The organism is Moraxella lacunata, from assembly GCF_002027545.1.
Taxonomy (GTDB): domain Bacteria; phylum Pseudomonadota; class Gammaproteobacteria; order Pseudomonadales; family Moraxellaceae; genus Moraxella; species Moraxella lacunata.
Genome location: NZ_MXAN01000014.1, coordinates 1 through 17560, shown reverse-complemented (window position 1 = coordinate 17560; position 17560 = coordinate 1). Strand labels below are relative to the sequence as shown.

Genomic DNA, 17560 nt, shown 5'->3' with positions numbered 1-17560 from the left:
ATCAAAAAATTTGATAAAATAAGCACGTCTATTAAGCAGATTTAATTGATTGATGGCATTGCCTGATTTTAATGTATCTTTTGATGTATTCAAGGATAATATATGACAACGACAACCCCAGAAAAAGAAGATATTCCCCGAATTCTGATTGTTGAAGATGATGAACGCCTTGCCATGCTAACGCAAGACTATCTCAGACGCAATGGTTTGGATGTGGCGATTGAAACTGATGGCACTCGTGCGATTCGTCGCATTATCAGTGAACAGCCTGATTTGGTGGTGCTCGATGTCATGTTGCCAGGTAGTGATGGTCTGACGGTGTGCCGTGAAGTACGTCCACACTATGCTCAGCCGATTTTGATGCTGACAGCACGTACCGAAGACATGGATCAAGTGTTGGGTTTGGAGATGGGGGCAGATGATTACGTGGCAAAACCCGCCCAGCCCCGAGTGTTGCTAGCCCGCATCCGTGCCCTGCTTCGTCGTTCTGACTCTGCACCGACAGATGATACGCCACAGCGTTTGGAATTTGGTGATTTGGTCATTGACAATGGTGGTCGCTCAGTTACCTTAAATGACGAATTGGTTGATTTTACCAGTGCTGAGTATGATTTGTTGTGGTTACTTGCGTCAAATGCAGGTCGTATCTTATCTCGTGAAGATATTTTTGAGCGACTTCGTGGTATTGAGTACGATGGTCAAGATCGTTCAATTGACGTACGCATTTCTCGTATTCGCCCAAAAATTGGCGATGACCCAGAAAATCCCAAACGTATCAAAACGGTGCGTAGTAAAGGTTATCTCTTTGTTAAAGAAGGCAATTAATTGTAATCTTAACATCAGTCAATATCCAAGCTATGCTACAATAAAGCTAGCCACATTGCTGGCTTTTTATTTTCACTCATGATAAGTCAATGGTATGGCACTCTCATCAATCACTGAACGTAGTATCTTTTTTCGTATTTATGCAGGACTTTTGCTTGTCTGCTTTTTGGTTGCCTTTTTTGGCTATTTTCTCATGCAGGCGATTAACCAGCAACGCCTGCAATCTTACCGAGAGTCGATTGCCACGGTTGCTTTTTACCTAGGTACTGCTTCCTATGATAGACAGCATGAGCATAACAAAGAGCAGTGGCTACTGGCAACCAGTCGAGCTTTTGGCTCTGAGATTCATGTAACGCCCGTTGATGAATTTGATTTTAAAGGGCGTGAGTTAAAACGTCTCCATGAAGGAAAATCTGTGGTGCGTCATGATGAGATGACCCGTCATTCTACGGTTTATCATCAAATAGATGATGGTCAGAACATATTATCTGCCGAACTTGACCGCATTAACGAAAGACAAATTCATGCCGCCATGGGTTTTTTGCTTGATGATTTAAGACATTATGAGACTCTGGAAGAAAAACAACAACGCCTTGCTCATCTAAGTAAAAATTTTGGTTATAACATCGTACTCATGCCACTGGCAAGTTTGGAGTTGGACAGAGAGCAGTTTGATAATCTAAACGCAGGCAAGGCGGTGCTTAGTTTTGACAATGAAAATCAAAGACCGCACCTATCGGTCATGATGGCATCAACCATTCCTAACGAAGTGTTGGTGGTGACCGTGCCTTTGTTTAATTTCTTTTCTTTGGATGTCATCATCAGTATCATCCTAATTTGTCTTTTGTTGGTTAGTTTTGGTGTATATGCCCTGATTTTCCCATTGGAGCGACGTTTGCAACTGTTACAAATGGGGGTTAATAAAGTTGCCGAAGGCAAGCTCGACACCATGGTGCAGGTGGCAGGGTATGATGACATTGCCCGTCTGTCATCAACCTTTAACACCATGACTCGCCACATCAAAAGACTCATCGAGTCCCAACGTGAGCTGACCAGAGCTGTCTCGCATGAACTAAGAACACCCGTGGCGCGCATTCGTTTTGCGGTGGATATGCTTGCTGATGACGATGATTATGACTCTCGGCAGATGCAAAAGCAGTATATTGATGAAGACATCGCTTCTTTAAATGAACTCATTGATGAAATTTTGACTTATGCCAAGCTCGAAGAAGGCTCGCCCAAGATGGATTGGGAAATGGTGTGCTTAAAAGAGCTCCTTGAACAAATCGAGCGTGAGACCAATGCTTTGGGCAAGCCCATTGCCATACAAATCAAACCGCCTGCCCAAAAAGTGGTGGCGATGGCAGACAGGCGTTATTTGCACCGTGTGGTACAAAACCTAGCGGGCAATGCCTTACGTTATGCCAAAAGCACCATCATCATCAGTGCAGGGGTCAAAAAAGGCATGGCATTTGTCACCGTCGAAGATGATGGACATGGGATTCCCGAAGCTGACCGTGAGAAAGTGTTCATTCCTTTTGCCCGTCTCGATGACAGTCGCACCCGTGCGTCAGGCGGCTATGGGCTTGGGCTGTCCATTGTCTCACGCATTGCGTTTTGGTTTAGTGGCAACATGAGTGTGGATGAAAGCCCAAGTTTGCACGGGGCGAGATTTACCATGGAATGGCCAGTCAAACAGGTGGGCGTGGTCATCGTGGCAGATGAGCTGACAGGGGCAAAAAGTGAGAAAAAACTCATCGGCACAGACGAATAGCGATAAATGCAGATAACTGGCGTGGTTAGGGCGTGCCGAACCTTTATAACACTATTTACATTTTAAAAATTGATAAAAATAAACGACTGTTTTTGCACGAAAAATGGCTAAATCTTGTTTTTCTGCGTCAAAATCCTTGTTGATATTTTAATATCAACTGCGGATTTTTCCTTAGACTTCTTTCCAAACCCTGATTTTTGTAGATTTTTAAAAACTTCAACCCTAATACTTACAAGGGTTTATTTTTAGTTTGGAAAGAGATTTCTTGAAAAACGTGTGATTTTTCTCATTTTTCATTGCAAATATAAAAGTTCAACACGCCCTAGGAAAGTTATGCTAAAATAAATCACAAATTTATCTTGGGATGTTAATATGCCTTATCTTTTTGGATTATTGGTGCTTGCCAATGCGGCTCTGTTGGGTTATTCTTTGTTGGTGCCTAGCACCGATAAGAATGTTGAGCAAGCCAAAGCCAGTCTTGTCGCTCCTGTCAGCTTTGCCGATACGACCAATCAGCTACCCCCTGAGATTGGTGAAAAATAATAAACACAACATAGCTTGCTTGGTTTGATGATTAGGCTTGATGATTACTTTGATTGACATCATGACTTGTCGGATTTTCTGATGCATCAGTTGTGTTTGGTGCAGTATCCACCAAAGGAATATGTACAAGGACTTCTAGCCCGCCATTGTCATGATTGCGAGCGATGACCTCACCTTGATGCAAGTGAGCGATACGACTGACGATGGCAAGACCCAGTCCACTACCTTGGGTTGTCCGTGCTGTCTCACCACGCTCAAAGGGTTGCATGATACGTTGTAGTTCACTCTCTGCCACACCCTCGCCCTCATCACGCACGCTGATGGTGAGTATTCTTTTTTTAAGGGTGTTAGCGGTCAAATCATCAGCGTCTTGATAGTCAATCACCGCCCCTAGATGAATGGGTTCATGCCCATAACGCACGGCATTATTGACCAAATTGACAATCAGACGCTTCATGGATAAAGGACGCACCATGACATCTTCGGCGACCCGATTGTCATAGACAAAACGCACGTCATTAAACTGCACGCTGATTTCATGGAAAATCAGCTCCAAATTGGTCGCTCGCACCGCTTCATCCGAGCCGTCTTTCATAAATGACATGAACTGCTCCAAGATGGCGTCCATGTCCTCGATGTCATACACCAGTCCTTCCCGAAAAAACTCATCAGGCAACATCTCGGCGGTCAGTCGCATGCGAGTTAGGGGCGTGCGCAAGTCATGGCTGATACCAGCGAGCATGATGGTGCGTTCTTTTTGGGCTTGGTGTAGGGTGTGAAACAGGCGGTTAAAGGCGATATTGACTTTACGAATCTCATTTGAGCCAACCTCGGGCAATACGGTCGCATGCCCCAGATGAATGTAGTCATTGGCGGTGCGTTCTAGTTTTTTGAGTGGGCGATTTAGGCGACGCACCAAAATCAGACTTACCAAAATGGTCAAAATCGGCAAGCCAAACACAAAGCCCGCCAGCAGTCCTGCACTGTACTGCGAGTAGTGAATGACAGGTTCACGCAGCCAAACGTTGGGGTATTTGCTGTCCCAAATCCACAGCTTCGGGGTTGGTTTAAATTTAAAATAGACCTTGACCTCACGCCCAAGTTCTCGGCTGACTTGCCCTGCAAAAATATCAGTAAAAAAGTCAGCCACTATCTTGTCATTAACCACAGGGAACTCGCTTGGGTTACTGATGATTTGTACATGGCTGTTGTCCTGCACCCATTTGAGCATGGCAGGGTCGTCTGCAAAGCTCTGATTGGCGTTGTCAATAAAGGTCAGCTCGCTCGCCAGATAACTGGCGTGATTTTTAATCTCAGGTAGGTACAGACTTCGCCAAATGAGCCAAATCGATAGGGCGATACTGGCAAAGACGATAAAAATCACCATGCTGACCGTCTGCCATGTGTTAGAGTTTAGAGTGTGTCTGATTTTAAGTTGCCAGTATTTGTAATTTTTTTTCATAAAAATGGGACAAAAGTGCGATACGCTCTATTTTAACACACGTTTTGTATATAAAGTCGGAAATTACTTTGCCAAACCAATTTACGCCCATGTCGTCAGGCGTTACATCATGACGTGAGAATTTTTAAAAAATTACTTTGAAAATGGCGTAAAAATTGGTATAATTAGGGTCTTTTTATAAATCTGGTTTTGCCATCGGCTCATCCTCACATTCTTGGCGACCAGTTTTTTCTTGCAAATACTTTATCATTTAATGAATTCAAGAGAGAATTATCATGGTTGTTATTCGTCTAGCTCGTGGCGGTTCAAAAAAACGCCCATTCTACCAAATCGTTGTTGCAGACAAGCGCGCGTCTCGTGACGGTCGCCACATTGAGCGTATCGGTTTCTTTAACCCATTGGCTCGTGGTCAGGAAGAAGCGTTTCGCATTGACCAAGACGCTTATAATGCGTGGATTGGTAAAGGGGCTCAGCCTTCTGACCGTGTTGCTCAACTGGTTAAGGCCAGCAACAAAGCGTAATCGCTGACATTTTGTGTCGGTTTGTGTGTCTCTTATCATTGATTGATGAGTGTCATGCAGACCGATTTTTATTTATCTCTGTTAAGGCGTGTCGAATTTTGATATTTGCCATGAAAAATGAGAAAAATTGCACGTTTTTCAAGGATTTTGACGATGAAAAACAATCTGACCACTTAAATCAGGTAAATTTTTAAAATTTGGTTCTGGTTTAAAAAGTATGCTATTAAGAAAACCGTTCGTGGTGAGCTTGGGAAACCTAACGGTTTTCCGACCCGCAGGCAAGCTCAGGGCGAGCGGAAAACCTAGTTCAGCATACTTTTTAGACTACTACCTAAAATTTTAACTTAACTTTTTAAAATTAAGTGGTTGGATAGCCATTTTTCATGCAAAAATTAATTTAAAGTGTTAAGCTTTTACCTTATTTTATAAAATGTTATCAATGTTCAACATACCCTAAATAAGTCAAAACTCTCATCTACCTTGCAAGCATTTATTTTTATTATTTAAAACGCCATGACAACATCGCCCAATCCCGACTCGCTCATCCAAATTGCTACCCTAAAAAAACCTTATGGCATTAAGGGCTGGCTGTGGGTATTTAGCTTGACTGACAACCGCTCGGACATCTTTGACATGCCCCATTGGTACATGAGGACAGCACTCGGTTTTCGTCCTTTGACAGTCAGTGACTGGCGAGAACAGGGGGCAGGGTTGGTGGCAAGTTTTAAGGAAGTGCCTGACCGTAACGTGGCAGAGACCATGAATGGCATGAGCGTTTGGGTGGATAAATCAAACTTGCCCGCTTTGGATGACGATGAGTATTATTGGTCGGATTTGGTGGGATTGACAGTCGTCAATGAAGAAGGCGATAATTTGGGCATCATCAAAGAGATGTTTGAGACGTCCGCTCATGCCATCATCTCGGTCAAGCCGACGGTACAGAGCGTGGATGGCGAAGACAGGCTTATCCCGTGGCATAGCGACATCGTCCTTAATGTGGATTTGGATGCCAAAACCATGCTTGTGGCATGGGGCAAGGACTATTAAGCCATGGCACTCAAAATCACAACCGACTGTATCAACTGCGATGTGTGTGAGCCTGTCTGTCCCAATGAAGCCATATCCGCAGGGGATGACATCTATGTCATCAATCCCGACCTATGCACCGAATGTGTGGGGCATTATGACACGCCCCAATGCGTGGACATCTGCCCTGTGGACTGTATTCCCAAAGACCCTGATTATGACGAGAGCGAAGATGAGCTACTTGCTAAATATCACAAAATTACCAACAGCTAGATAAAGGCGATATGGCTACAAAACTTTAAAATTACCACAAATCTATGATGTATGAATGTAGAGAGCTGGCTCTACGCACCTATAAAGATAGTGTACTAACCAAGGGCGTGTTCAACAAGCCCCTACAAATCTGTGGTAAATATTAAGCTCATTAAGCATGATTATTTATCGCTTTTCTTGTTATAAAACAGGAACATCTCATCCATGATGAAAACCCTAAGACATTTTTATTTTGACATATTTTTTACCATCGTCTGCTTGATTGGGGCGGCGTACTGGGGATTTACGCACGGTGGTACGTCCGCCATGCTCTCAGCACTGTTTATTACAATGGTGCTGGCACTGATGGAAATCTCATTGTCCTTTGATAATGCGGTGGTCAATGCGTCCGTCTTAAAGCATTGGGATAAGTTTTGGAAAACGATTTTCTTAACCGTAGGTATGCTCATCGCTGTCTTTGGTATGCGACTGGTGTTTCCCATTGTCATCGTGGCGGTAACGGCAGACATGGGTATGAAAGAAGTGGTGGATTTGGCACTTAACAATCCCACAGAATACTCCGCCAAGCTCATGGCACATCACGCCGAGATTGCCGCGTTTGGTGGTATGTTCCTACTCCTTGTCTTTTTGAACTTTGTGTTTGATGACAAAGACATTCATTGGTTTGGCTGGCTTGAAAAACGCCTTGCCAAATTTGGCAAAGTCGATGCCATGAGTGTGTTTGTGGCGATTGTGATTTTGATGACATCTTTGTCGTGGGTAGATGAAGTACATGAACCTGCTGTTCTTATGGCGGGCGTGTGGGGTATTCTGATTTATATGGGCGTAAACGTGCTATCCACTTTCTTAGAAGGCGATGATGACGATGACAAAATGGACGGCAACGAAGTGGCAGGGGCGATTGCCAAAGGCGGTATTGCGGGCTTTTTATATCTAGAAGTGCTGGACGCATCATTTAGCTTTGACGGGGTGATTGGGGCGTTTGCCATTACCAATGACGTGGTCATCATCATGATTGGTCTTGCCATTGGGGCGATGTTTGTGCGTTCGATGACGATTTTCTTGGTCGAAAAAGGCACGCTTGATGAGTTTGTGTACCTAGAACATGGGGCTCATTATGCCATTGGGGCGTTGGCGATTATCATGCTTATCTCGATGAAATTTCATGTGCCTGAGATTATCACGGGGCTTATCGGGGTTGCCTTTATCGTGGCGTCGGTGATAGCTTCCATTCGCTATCGCAAAAATAATTCGCCTGAGTCTATCTCCAAGCAGTGATAAGCCACACTTAGCACAAATAATGCCATAAAACAGCAAAACCGCTTGTACTCTGTGCGTATCGTTGCTAAGATACGCCCTACTTCATTTTCATCACAAATAAGGTATCATCATGACCCAATCCACCCAAACCGCCCAAATGTGGGGCGGACGCTTTACCGAAGCCACCGACCGTTTTGTCGCCGAATTTACCGCTTCGGTCAATTTTGACAAACGCATGGCAAACCAAGACATACAAGGCTCTATCGCCCACGCCACCATGCTTGGGCAGTGCGGTATCATCACCGCCGATGAAAGTCGTCAAATCGTGGACGGACTCACCCAAATCAAAGGCGAGATTGAGCGTGGCGAATTTGAATGGCGTGTGGAGCTAGAAGACGTTCATATGAATGTGGAGAGTCGCTTGACCGCCTTGATTGGCGATGTCGGCAAAAAACTGCACACAGGGCGTAGCCGTAACGACCAAGTGGCGACCGACATTCGCCTGTATCTAAGAGACGAAACCGACAAAATCATCGCCTTGATTGGCAAATTACAAAACGGTCTGCTTGATTTGGCAAGCAAACACACCACGACCATCATGCCCGGCTTTACGCATTTGCAGACCGCCCAACCTGTGAGTTTTGCTCATCATGTCATGGCGTGGTTTGAGATGCTTTGCCGTGATAGCGAGCGTTTTGCCCAAACTCGCACTCGCATTAACCAAATGCCCCTAGGCTCGGCGGCCTTGGCAGGGACGACTTACCCCATTGACCGCACCATCACCGCTCGCCTGCTTGGCTTTGACGGCATTTGTGAAAACTCGCTCGATGCGGTGTCTGACCGTGATTTTGCCATTGAATTTACCGCCAACGCCAGCATTTTGATGATGCACCTATCTCGCATGAGTGAAGAGCTGATTTTGTGGATGTCGGCACAGTTTGGCTTTATTCATATTCCTGACCGCTTTTGCACGGGGTCGTCTATCATGCCCCAAAAGAAAAATCCTGACGTGCCAGAGCTTGTGCGTGGCAAGACCGCTCGTGTGTTCGGACAGCTCACCACCCTGCTTACGCTCATGAAAAATCAGCCCCTAGCGTACAATAAGGACAATCAAGAAGATAAAGAACCACTCTTTGACTGTGTGGATACGCTGACAGGCTCGCTCATCGCCTTTGCCGATATGCTCCCAAACATCACGCCAAACGCAGAAAATATGCGTACCGCCACGATGAAAGGCTATGCCACAGCGACTGATTTGGCGGATTATTTGGTCAAAAAAGGCTTGCCGTTTCGTGATGCTCATGAAGTGGTTGGGAGTGCGGTGGCACTTGGCGTGGCAAAAGGCGTGGATTTGAGTGAACTTAGCCTTGATGAGTTAAAGGCGTTTAGTCCGCTCATTGGCGATGATGTCTTTGACTGCCTAACCCTAGAAGGCTCGCTAAATGCCCGTAATCATATCGGGGGTACTGCCCCAGAGCAGGTAGTGAAGGCGATTGAGCGGGGCGTGGGAAGATTAAAGGTTGATTAAGCTGATTAAACCATTACCCCAATTTGGCATATTCATCATCAAAAAGATGTGCTAAAATTGGGGTGATATTTTAATAAGGACAAGCCATGACAACACTTACCCTGCATATTCCTGATGATTTATCCAAACAAGCTCGTGAAATTGGGCTATTAAATGAACAATCCATATTACAAGCCTTTCGCCAATTCCTTGACCAAAAACAATCCAAACAACGCACGCTTGGCGGAGCAGAAGGCTTGGTAAGCTATATGGCGGACGATTTTAATGAGCCGTTAGATGAATTTGGGGATTATATGTGATGCGTGGTTATTTATTAGACACCCAAGCGATTATATGGCTATTGAGCGAGCCTGATAAATTATCCAATAAAGCCAAACAAATCATTCAAAATCCCAACAATCCCCTATATTATAGCCTGCTTAGCATGAATGAGATTGCCATCAAAGCAAGCATTGGTAAACTTATCATTGATGACAATTGGCAAGATATTTTTGAAAAACTATTGGCACAAAAAAACATTGTCAAATTAGACATGACATGGGATACGATAAAAATTTTACAAAACCTACCTTTTTATCATAAAGACCCTTTTGATAGAATGCTAATCTCTCACGCAATCGCCAATGACCTTGCGTTTATCAGCTCTGACGGGCATTGTGCCAGTTATGATTTAATGGTGGTTTGGTAGTTAAAATTGATTGGTGTGAAGCATACCCCTTGACAACCCCCAACTTTTCATTTACCATAGATTTTTATTTTTGTAATTATCGCACAATGACACAATTACCCTTTTTACCTACTGTTTTGACAGATAAAGCACACACTTTATCTGCAACCATTTGCATTTGCTACCCCAAACTAGGAGTGGCAAGTTAGGTCGTGCGTGTACGTTTAACTTAGAACCACTCAAATTTTTGGGTGGTTTTTTTATTGGAGTTTTTTTTATGAAAAAAGTCATTTCTTTATTTAAAAGAGATTATGAAGGCACTCGCCAAGTCTATGATGACGTGGTGGCAGGAGCCGAATGGGTTGTGCAAGGCGAAGGCGTGGCAACGGTCAAAATAGACGGCACGTCCACGCTCGTCCAAGACGGCAAACTCTACAAACGTTATGATGCCAAAAAAGGCAAAACCCCGCCAGACGGCTTTATTCCCGCCCAAGAGCCTGACAGCATTACAGGACATTGGCCAGGCTGGGTAGCCGTACAAGACGACAACCCTGCTGACCGTTGGCATAATGAAGCCTTTGCCGACTTTGACGGAGCGGACGGCACTTATGAGCTTATCGGCCCAAAAGTACAAGGCAATCCGCACAACCGCCCCAAACATGAGCTTGTCAAACATGGCGATTGGCGATTTGATGACGAACCGCCAAGAGATTTTGACGGCTTAAAGGCATGGTTTGAAACCCATGTGGTCGAAGGCGTGGTATGGCATAGGGACAATGGCGACATGGTCAAAATCAAACGCCGTGATTTTGGGCTTAAATGGCCTGTTAAGGCGTGATTGGCAAATTGGGCTGATTTTTGAAGGGGTTTAGTCCTTATCAAGGGGGGTGTAATTTATCCACGACACCCCTTGACAACCCCAAATCCGCCCCCACATTTGCTATAATATCCTTTTTACTTTGGAAAAAATCATGGAAATCTTTAACCCCAAAGCCAATTTGGTTTTTTGTCGCAAATACCAAGAAAATCTGCCAAAAATGCCCAATCCACCCTTCCCCAATGCCAAAGGCGAAGAATTGCAAAACACCGTTTCACAAAAGGCGTGGAGCGAATGGCTAGAATTACAAACCATGCTTATCAACGAAAAACACCTAAGCATGGTGGACAAAGATGCCAAAAAATTCATCGCCGAACAACGTGAATTATTCTTAGACAATGGCGATTACGAACGCCCAGCAGGGTTTAAGCCCAAAGATAGTTAACTTTGTACTAAATTTATTTAAGTATAAAAAATCGGACTTAGTGTCCGATTTTGTTTTTTTGATTAAAAAGAAATTAGCACGCCACACCGATAATCCATTCACTCTTATCATTGGTGCTTTTATCTAGGTCTGCACGGCGAACCAACGGCTCGGTACAACCTTTGGGAGCGATATAGTCGGTTGCCACCTTGGTTGCTGTATCGGGCATGATGGGCGTGCCGTCTGCCGTGCGTACATGGATATAAAAGGGCTGTTCTAAGGGGATAACATAGCTATCAAGCAGATAAATCTTGTCCTGATACACCACTTTATCATGATAATCCTTAAAATGGAGCATACCCACACCGTCCACATAGGTATCAGGGCTGAGTGGCTCGTTGGTCTTTTTGGTGTTTGCCATGACCAGTAGCGATGGCATGGCAGACGGCGTGGCAGGTGTGCTGGCACAACCAACCAGTACCCCTGCCATGATGAGAGTTGATAATAATTTTTTCATCATTTCTCCTTTTGTCCTTTGAATCTTTTAACCTTTATAAGCATATTTTGGGTCACAGGCGGCGGTAAATAGCACGTCCGTTGATGAGTTAAGAGCGGTCTCTGCCGAGTCTTGTACCACACCGATGATAAAGCCGATGGCAACGACCTGCATGGCGATGTCGTTGGAGATATTAAACAGTCCGCACGCCAATGGGATGAGCAACAGTGAGCCACCTGCCACACCTGATGCACCGCAAGCACTGACCGCCCCAACGATGGCAAGAAGCAAGGCTTGAAAAAAGCTGACTTCCACACCAAGGGTATGGACGGCAGCTAAGGTTAGAATGTTGATGGTGATGGCAGCTCCCGCCATGTTGATGGTTGCCCCCAGTGGAATGGTGAGCGAGTAAGTATCTTCGTTAAGTCCCAGTTTTTTGGCAAGATTCATATTCACTGGAATGTTGGCAGCAGATGAGCGAGTAAAAAATGCTGTTACCCCTGATTCACGCAGACAGGCGATGACCAATGGGTAGGGGTTTTTACGAGTTTTGATAAAAACGATGATGGGATTGACCACCAAAGCAATGAACAACATGGCCCCAACCAATATCATAAGCAGTTTGGCATAGCTTGCCAGACCATCCAGACCTGTCTCTGCCACGGTCTTAGAGACCAGCCCCAAGATGCCAAAAGGAGCTATCGCCACAATCCATTTGACCACCGCTGAGACAGCATTTGAGATGTCATGCACGACGGTTTTTGTTGTCTCTGTGGCATAACGTAGCCCAAGACCGATCAGCACCGACCATGTTAAGATGCCTAAATAATTGGCATTGCTAAGGGCGGTTATGGGATTGGCGACCAGATTCATGAGTAGATTTTTTAGAACATCACGCAAGGATTGTGGTGCGGATTGCTCTACTGCTTGTATGTCAGTTAAACCCACAAGTTCAATAGGAAAAGCAAAACTTGCCAATACAGCTGTCAAGGCGGCACTAAATGTGCCAACCACGTACAATAACATGACAGGTCTCACCTTAGCATCACTGCTACTTTTAAACCCTGCCACAGCAGAGAGCACCAAGGCAAACACCAATATCGGAGCGACCGCCTTTAATGCCCCAACAAACACATCGCCCAGCACCCCAAGCGACATGCCAACATCTTTGGCAACACTGCCAATCAATACGCCCAATACCAAGGCAATCAAAATAAGTGGCACAAGCCCCATACGCATGTATGCATTCACAAGTTGACGCATGAATCATTCCTTATTAATAAACACTTGTCAAATCACAAGATGATAAGATTACAAAATGTGATAACTATACCACTTTTTGTAATCAAAGTGTTAATGAATTTTCCTTTCGCTAATAATTCTCAAAGGTTAAAAAACGACCATGCACAGATGGTCGTTTTGAGTGATGGACTGTGGGGGGTTAGTCTGCTTGCCCCACTAAGTAACGCATGAGCATGGGGACGGGGCGACCGCTTGCTCCTTTGTTATCACCGCCTGACCACGCTGTACCTGCAATGTCTAAGTGAGCCCATGCTTGACCTTCTTTGATAAAACGCTTTAAAAAACACGCTGCCGTAATAGAGCCACCTTCACGACCTCCGATATTTTGCACATCTGCAAAGCCAGATTTTAGCTGTTCATCATAGGCATCATCTAGGGGCATTTGCCATACCAAATCACCTGTATACTCACCTGCTTCTTCTAGGGCAAGCAGAGTATCTTCATCATTTGTGTATAATCCTGAACGCACCGAACCCAAGGCAATCACGCACGCTCCTGTCAAGGTCGCCGCATCGATGATGGTGCGTGGCTTGTAGTTGTCTTGGACATAGCACAGAGCATCACACAAGACAAGGCGACCTTCGGCATCGGTGTTTAGAATCTCAACACTCATGCCGTTCATGGCGGTCACGATGTCTGATGGGCGAGTTGCTTTGCCTGATGGCATGTTCTCAGCACAGGCAAGCACCACGACCATGTCCAGTGGCAGGCGAGCTTCACACACCGCTTTGATGGTGCCAAGCATGGCAGCTGCTCCGCCCATGTCATATTTCATCTCATCCATGCCTGCTGATGGTTTTAGTGAGATACCGCCTGTGTCAAAGGTAATGCCTTTGCCGACTAGGGCGATGGGGTCTTTTAGCTTGCTTTTTTTCTTGCCTGATTTGCCGTGGTATTCGATGATTGCCAGCTTGCCTTCGTTATCAGAGCCTTGTGAGACTGCCAAGAAACAGCCCATGCCCAGTTTTTTCATCTCTTTTTCGCCAAGCACGCTCACGCTGACCACGTCTTTGTAGTCTTTGCCCAGTTTTTCGGCAACTTTGGCAAGCTCGGCAGGGGTCATGATGTTGGGGGCGTCATTGGCGACATCACGAGCCAAACTCTGCCCGATGTGCGTGGCAGTGGCGATGGCTAGGGCGTTTTCGTAGTCGGCTTTGACATCTTTGGTGTTGATAAATTCAACAGCAGATAGGGCGATTTTGTCACCTTTTTTGGATTTGTAGGGTTCAAAGCGGTATTCGGCATGCAGTAGGGCATTGACAAACTGTCCAAAGTGCTTTTGGCAAATGACATCGCCCCACGCCACCACCGCAGATTTGCTGTTTTTGATGGTGTTAAAGGTGGCTTTGCCCAGTTTTGGCATTTGGTTGGCAAGTTTGTCCAGCGAGCCTGTACCAATCACGCTGATGACATGCCCGTCATCAATGCCATAATCCGTCACGCTCTCACCGACCGAGCCTTTAAAGCCGCTGGCTTTGATGAGTGCATTGGCACGGTCTAAGTGACCGCTGTCAAGGTTGCCCAAAATCTTGGCATCGCTGTCGGCAAAGACGATCAGATGGGGCTGGGTTTTGGTTTTTTTGGGGCTAAGCTTGTCGCTGACGCTTAGGTTTAGGGTAGATACAGACATACAAACTCCTTGTTTGTGAGTGGGGAAGGGATTGTTTAAATATTAGCATATTTTTGGGGGTTTGGGCATGGGTTGGATGATTGATTACAAAAAAGATGGATGGGATGACACGACTAAACAAACTAGGATGGATTAAGGATGGATTGATTGAGAATAGATGGCTTGGTTTATTAAATAGACTTCTTTCCAAACCCTGATTTTTATGGATTTTTAAAAACTTCAACCCCAATACTTATAAGGGTTTATTTTTAGTTTGGAAAGAGATTTAATAGCATTTTCTATGATACAAGTGATGACATATTTGCAATGCAGTAAAAAATAGAGATAATGAGTGGTGCTTATCAACTTTATAAAAATTCTATTTTAGGATAATTTGGACAACCATACGCCAACCCCTAACTTTAACTTTAATCATCAAAGGAGCTGCGATGATGACTGTGACACCGACATATAAATTTGTATCCAAATTTGCAATCAAGCCCATAACTTTATCAGTGCTGACATTATCAATGCTGCCCCTGTTTGCTGGGTACGCCCATTCGGCACCCTTGTACATGGATTATGTCGTCAAAAATCCCCAATACGAAAGCCATATGCCCTACGACACCATTCATGGCGTGATGGGCGAAGATGGCAAGGTCATCGTTCCTGCGATTTATGAGTCCGTCAAGCTAACATACGATGGTGACCGAACCTATCTGTTGGGGGTTAATCCCTATGCCACAGAGCAGGTTATTCATCGATTTGATGAGGCAGGTCATAAGATTGAGACGCTTGATAATCATTCAATGGGCGGGGGTGTGATGATACTGCCCTTTACGCTTGAACCGAATGAGGGGGCTAGTGACGACAGTAAGAAGTTTTTTGAAGAGATGGAGTCAATATTTGAAGAGCGAACTGCCCATTTGTCTGATGATAGCGAATCGGAGAAAAAGGCTATCGCTCGGAATCTATTTTTTGAGATGGTGACCAAAAACAGCCATTTGGTCAATCATGCCACAGGCGAGAGAGTGGATTTGTCCGATAAGGACATCGCCCAGTTACAGCTCATGCTTTTGGATAATGAATTAAAACACCAAATCATCCCCGCCCGCAGTACAAAAAATAACCTATGGGGCTATGTCAATCCCCAAGCCCAGTGGGTCATCGAGCCGATGTATGACAGTATCAATGGCGTGTCTAGCGACTGGCAAATAATTGATGATTTTGATGAGATATTGGGCGTGTATAGAAATGAAGACCCAGAAAAAGAAGATTTTGGGTGTATGGGTTTGATTGACATTCATGGTAAAAAGCGTGGCGATGTGTTTAGGAATATGTATTACTCGCACGAGGGTTATGCCATTGCCACGTCATGCCAACGTGGGGTGAATGAGTGGGAGTCTGATTATAAAGGTATTATCAATCAGCATGGACAGTGGCTCGTCAAACTGCATGGTGATTTAAAGGTGCGAACATTGCCTGATAAAGATGGTTATTTTGTGGTTGAAAACAGCAAAACTGATAAAGAAGGTATCATGCACATCTTAGGCAAATGGATAATCCCTGCCGAGTACTATTTTCCCAACATAAGCATCAGTCACAATCACCAATCTGCCGTTGATTTGCCTTTGTTTGACACCCAAGAACTTATCGCTGTCAAAAAAGACGAGCAAGACAGCCATTATGGGTTCATGAACAAAGATGGGGTGTGGGTGATGGATGATGTTCTGCCTGTTGGCGAGACGGTGTTTTATGACATGAACAGTTACCGCTTTGATGAGCATGGCTTTGCCTATGGGCGACTGGCGGGGGCGTGTGATTGCCGTGTGGTGTTTGATGTGCAGGGCAGGCAGGTCTTTACTCATCAGGGCAATTATGGCGACTTTAACGAACAAGGCTATGCCCCCTTTGTGGCAGATGGCACGAACGTCATGCAAATCATTGACAAACATGGTCTGTTGAACAAAAGAGAACTACTCGCTATGACTAAGCCCAGACTCATGCTAAATGATAAGCAATACAAAAGACTTAAACCCATTCTACTTGAAATTGGATTATATGACAAACCCAACTTACGAAAGACTGTAGAAGGTGTATTGTATCGAATGAAAGTAGGCTTACCATGGCGAGACCTACCCAAATATTTTGGGAAACACAATACAGTTTACAAAGCTTTCAACCGTTGGTCAGCCAATAACAAGCTCATTTTACTGTTTAACAAAGTAATAGACCAACCAGGCATGGAATGGGTCTTTATTGATGGTAGCCACATCAAAGCCCATCATTGGATTGCTTACTATTTGATTTTCGTGGAATGTTTGCATGCGTTTTTTTCTTCAACATACGCACGAAAATCCTGTGAATCATAGCCTTTATCAGCACTTAGCATGACAACATTGGTTAAATCAACTTTATCTACCAAGTCTTTTGCCATTTTGATGTCATGGGTTGTGCCATCAGTGATGATAAAGGTAATTGGATTACCATGAACATCAACGGCTAAATGTATTTTAGTTGTATTACCCCCATGACTTTTAGCAATCGCTTGGTCTTTAGGGTTTGCTCCACTGCTATGTTGCCCATATGGACTGGTATTTATATAAGTTTCGGCATTTAGTCGAAAACGCTTTTTGCAGAATTAAAGATTATCGAGCGATTGCCACACGCTTTGATAAGCTAAAAAGAAACTTTGAAAATAATGTGGCTCTAGCCTTTGCTTATCAATGGCTTAAGATATGAATGTTCAACAGACTCTAATAGCACCTTTTTAGAACCTGCCTGTGGCACAGATAATTTTTTGGCAGAAATTCTCAGGCGAAAACTTGCGACCGCCCTAAGACGCTCCCAAATCAACAAAAGCCAAAAATCTCCCAAATATTCAAAATCTGATTATGAAAGAAATGCCATTTATGCCATATCATCAATTTATGGCATTGAGCTTTTGGCGGATAATTGTGATGAGTGCCGTCGCCGATTGCCAGATTTATTCCTAGACCATTACCAAAGCCATTAGACCCCTTTCCAAACCAA

The 17560-nt window shown here is 44.6% G+C and carries 17 protein-coding genes and 4 pseudogenes; 16 read left to right on the top strand and 5 right to left on the bottom strand.

The window, feature by feature from the left end; all coding sequences use genetic code 11:
* Window positions 1–102: 102 nt before the first annotated feature.
* The 3 genes from B5J94_RS02950 to B5J94_RS14035 all read left to right on the top strand — a co-directional run bounded on the left by B5J94_RS02950 (window position 103) and on the right by B5J94_RS14035 (window position 3142).
* The gene (locus B5J94_RS02950) at window positions 103–825 is read left to right on the top strand and encodes a response regulator (protein WP_062499207.1); all 723 of its coding nucleotides are present in this window, start codon (window positions 103–105) and stop codon (window positions 823–825) included.
* A 94-nt stretch (window positions 826–919) separates the two neighbouring features.
* Entirely contained in the window at window positions 920–2599 is a 1680-nt protein-coding gene (locus B5J94_RS02945; protein ID WP_062499208.1) for an ATP-binding protein, read from the top strand.
* A 372-nt stretch (window positions 2600–2971) separates the two neighbouring features.
* Entirely contained in the window at window positions 2972–3142 is a 171-nt protein-coding gene (locus B5J94_RS14035; protein WP_156471110.1) for a hypothetical protein, read from the top strand.
* A gap of 31 nt (window positions 3143–3173) precedes the next feature.
* Here the strand turns inward: B5J94_RS14035 and B5J94_RS02940 are convergent, their stop codons facing one another.
* Window positions 3174–4604, bottom strand: coding sequence for an ATP-binding protein (locus tag B5J94_RS02940; RefSeq protein WP_062501531.1), 1431 nt, complete (start codon window positions 4602–4604; stop codon window positions 3174–3176).
* 275 nt (window positions 4605–4879) lie between these two features.
* Between B5J94_RS02940 and rpsP the strand changes: the two genes are divergently transcribed.
* From rpsP to B5J94_RS02895, 9 genes are all read left to right on the top strand, one after another.
* Window positions 4880–5125: a 30S ribosomal protein S16 gene (gene rpsP / locus B5J94_RS02935; protein WP_029102950.1), complete on the top strand. Its 246-nt coding sequence runs from the start codon at window positions 4880–4882 to the stop codon at window positions 5123–5125.
* Between the two features lie 513 nt (window positions 5126–5638).
* Window positions 5639–6172, top strand: coding sequence for a ribosome maturation factor RimM (rimM, locus tag B5J94_RS02930; RefSeq protein WP_062499782.1), 534 nt, complete (start codon window positions 5639–5641; stop codon window positions 6170–6172).
* Between the two features lie 3 nt (window positions 6173–6175).
* A complete protein-coding gene (locus B5J94_RS02925; protein ID WP_029102952.1) occupies window positions 6176–6424 on the top strand; it encodes a YfhL family 4Fe-4S dicluster ferredoxin in 249 nt (82 codons plus the stop codon).
* A gap of 207 nt (window positions 6425–6631) precedes the next feature.
* Window positions 6632–7702, top strand: a complete 1071-nt coding sequence (locus B5J94_RS02920) for a DUF475 domain-containing protein (RefSeq protein WP_062499784.1) — start codon at window positions 6632–6634, stop codon at window positions 7700–7702.
* Window positions 7703–7841: 139 nt separating this feature from the next.
* Entirely contained in the window at window positions 7842–9212 is a 1371-nt protein-coding gene (argH, locus tag B5J94_RS02915; RefSeq protein ID WP_167346552.1) for an argininosuccinate lyase, read from the top strand.
* An 86-nt stretch (window positions 9213–9298) separates the two neighbouring features.
* Window positions 9299–9511 carry a hypothetical protein gene (locus B5J94_RS02910; RefSeq protein ID WP_062499788.1) on the top strand — a complete coding sequence of 71 codons (213 nt, stop codon included), beginning with the start codon at window positions 9299–9301 and terminating at the stop codon, window positions 9509–9511.
* On the top strand, window positions 9511–9900 hold the full coding sequence (locus B5J94_RS02905) for a type II toxin-antitoxin system VapC family toxin (protein ID WP_062499791.1): 390 nt from the start codon (window positions 9511–9513) through the stop codon (window positions 9898–9900). The genes B5J94_RS02910 and B5J94_RS02905 overlap by 1 nt, the downstream gene beginning before the upstream one ends.
* A gap of 256 nt (window positions 9901–10156) precedes the next feature.
* The gene (locus tag B5J94_RS02900; RefSeq protein WP_062499795.1) at window positions 10157–10717 is read left to right on the top strand and encodes an RNA ligase 1 family protein; all 561 of its coding nucleotides are present in this window, start codon (window positions 10157–10159) and stop codon (window positions 10715–10717) included.
* A gap of 133 nt (window positions 10718–10850) precedes the next feature.
* Entirely contained in the window at window positions 10851–11141 is a 291-nt protein-coding gene (locus B5J94_RS02895; protein ID WP_062499797.1) for an oxidative damage protection protein, read from the top strand.
* Between the two features lie 73 nt (window positions 11142–11214).
* On the opposite strand, the gene B5J94_RS02890 is transcribed toward B5J94_RS02895, so the two are convergent.
* From B5J94_RS02890 to B5J94_RS02880, 3 genes are all read right to left on the bottom strand, one after another.
* The gene (locus tag B5J94_RS02890; RefSeq protein ID WP_062499799.1) at window positions 11215–11637 is read right to left on the bottom strand and encodes a hypothetical protein; all 423 of its coding nucleotides are present in this window, start codon (window positions 11635–11637) and stop codon (window positions 11215–11217) included.
* A 27-nt stretch (window positions 11638–11664) separates the two neighbouring features.
* On the bottom strand, window positions 11665–12879 hold the full coding sequence (sstT, locus tag B5J94_RS02885) for a serine/threonine transporter SstT (protein WP_062499801.1): 1215 nt from the start codon (window positions 12877–12879) through the stop codon (window positions 11665–11667).
* A 178-nt stretch (window positions 12880–13057) separates the two neighbouring features.
* The gene (locus B5J94_RS02880) at window positions 13058–14548 is read right to left on the bottom strand and encodes a leucyl aminopeptidase (protein ID WP_062499804.1); all 1491 of its coding nucleotides are present in this window, start codon (window positions 14546–14548) and stop codon (window positions 13058–13060) included.
* Window positions 14549–14976: 428 nt separating this feature from the next.
* Here B5J94_RS02880 and B5J94_RS15120 point away from each other — a divergent pair.
* Together B5J94_RS15120 and B5J94_RS14660 are read left to right on the top strand one after the other, a co-directional pair.
* A pseudogene (locus B5J94_RS15120) lies at window positions 14977–15723 on the top strand (WG repeat-containing protein); the annotation flags it as partial.
* A gap of 789 nt (window positions 15724–16512) precedes the next feature.
* A pseudogene (locus B5J94_RS14660) lies at window positions 16513–16815 on the top strand (transposase); the annotation flags it as partial.
* On the opposite strand, the pseudogene B5J94_RS02870 reads toward B5J94_RS14660, so the two are convergent.
* Window positions 16811–17108: pseudogene (locus B5J94_RS02870) on the bottom strand (transposase); the annotation flags it as partial. The pseudogenes B5J94_RS14660 and B5J94_RS02870 overlap by 5 nt on opposite strands.
* Before the next feature lie 5 nt (window positions 17109–17113).
* On the opposite strand from B5J94_RS02870, the pseudogene B5J94_RS02865 reads away from it, so the two are divergent.
* Window positions 17114–17269 (top strand): annotated as a pseudogene (locus tag B5J94_RS02865) (IS5/IS1182 family transposase); the annotation flags it as partial.
* Window positions 17244–17543, top strand: coding sequence for a hypothetical protein (locus B5J94_RS02860; protein ID WP_228144507.1), 300 nt, complete (start codon window positions 17244–17246; stop codon window positions 17541–17543). The pseudogene B5J94_RS02865 and the gene B5J94_RS02860, both read left to right, overlap by 26 nt.
* The last annotated feature ends 17 nt before the right edge of the window (window positions 17544–17560 follow it).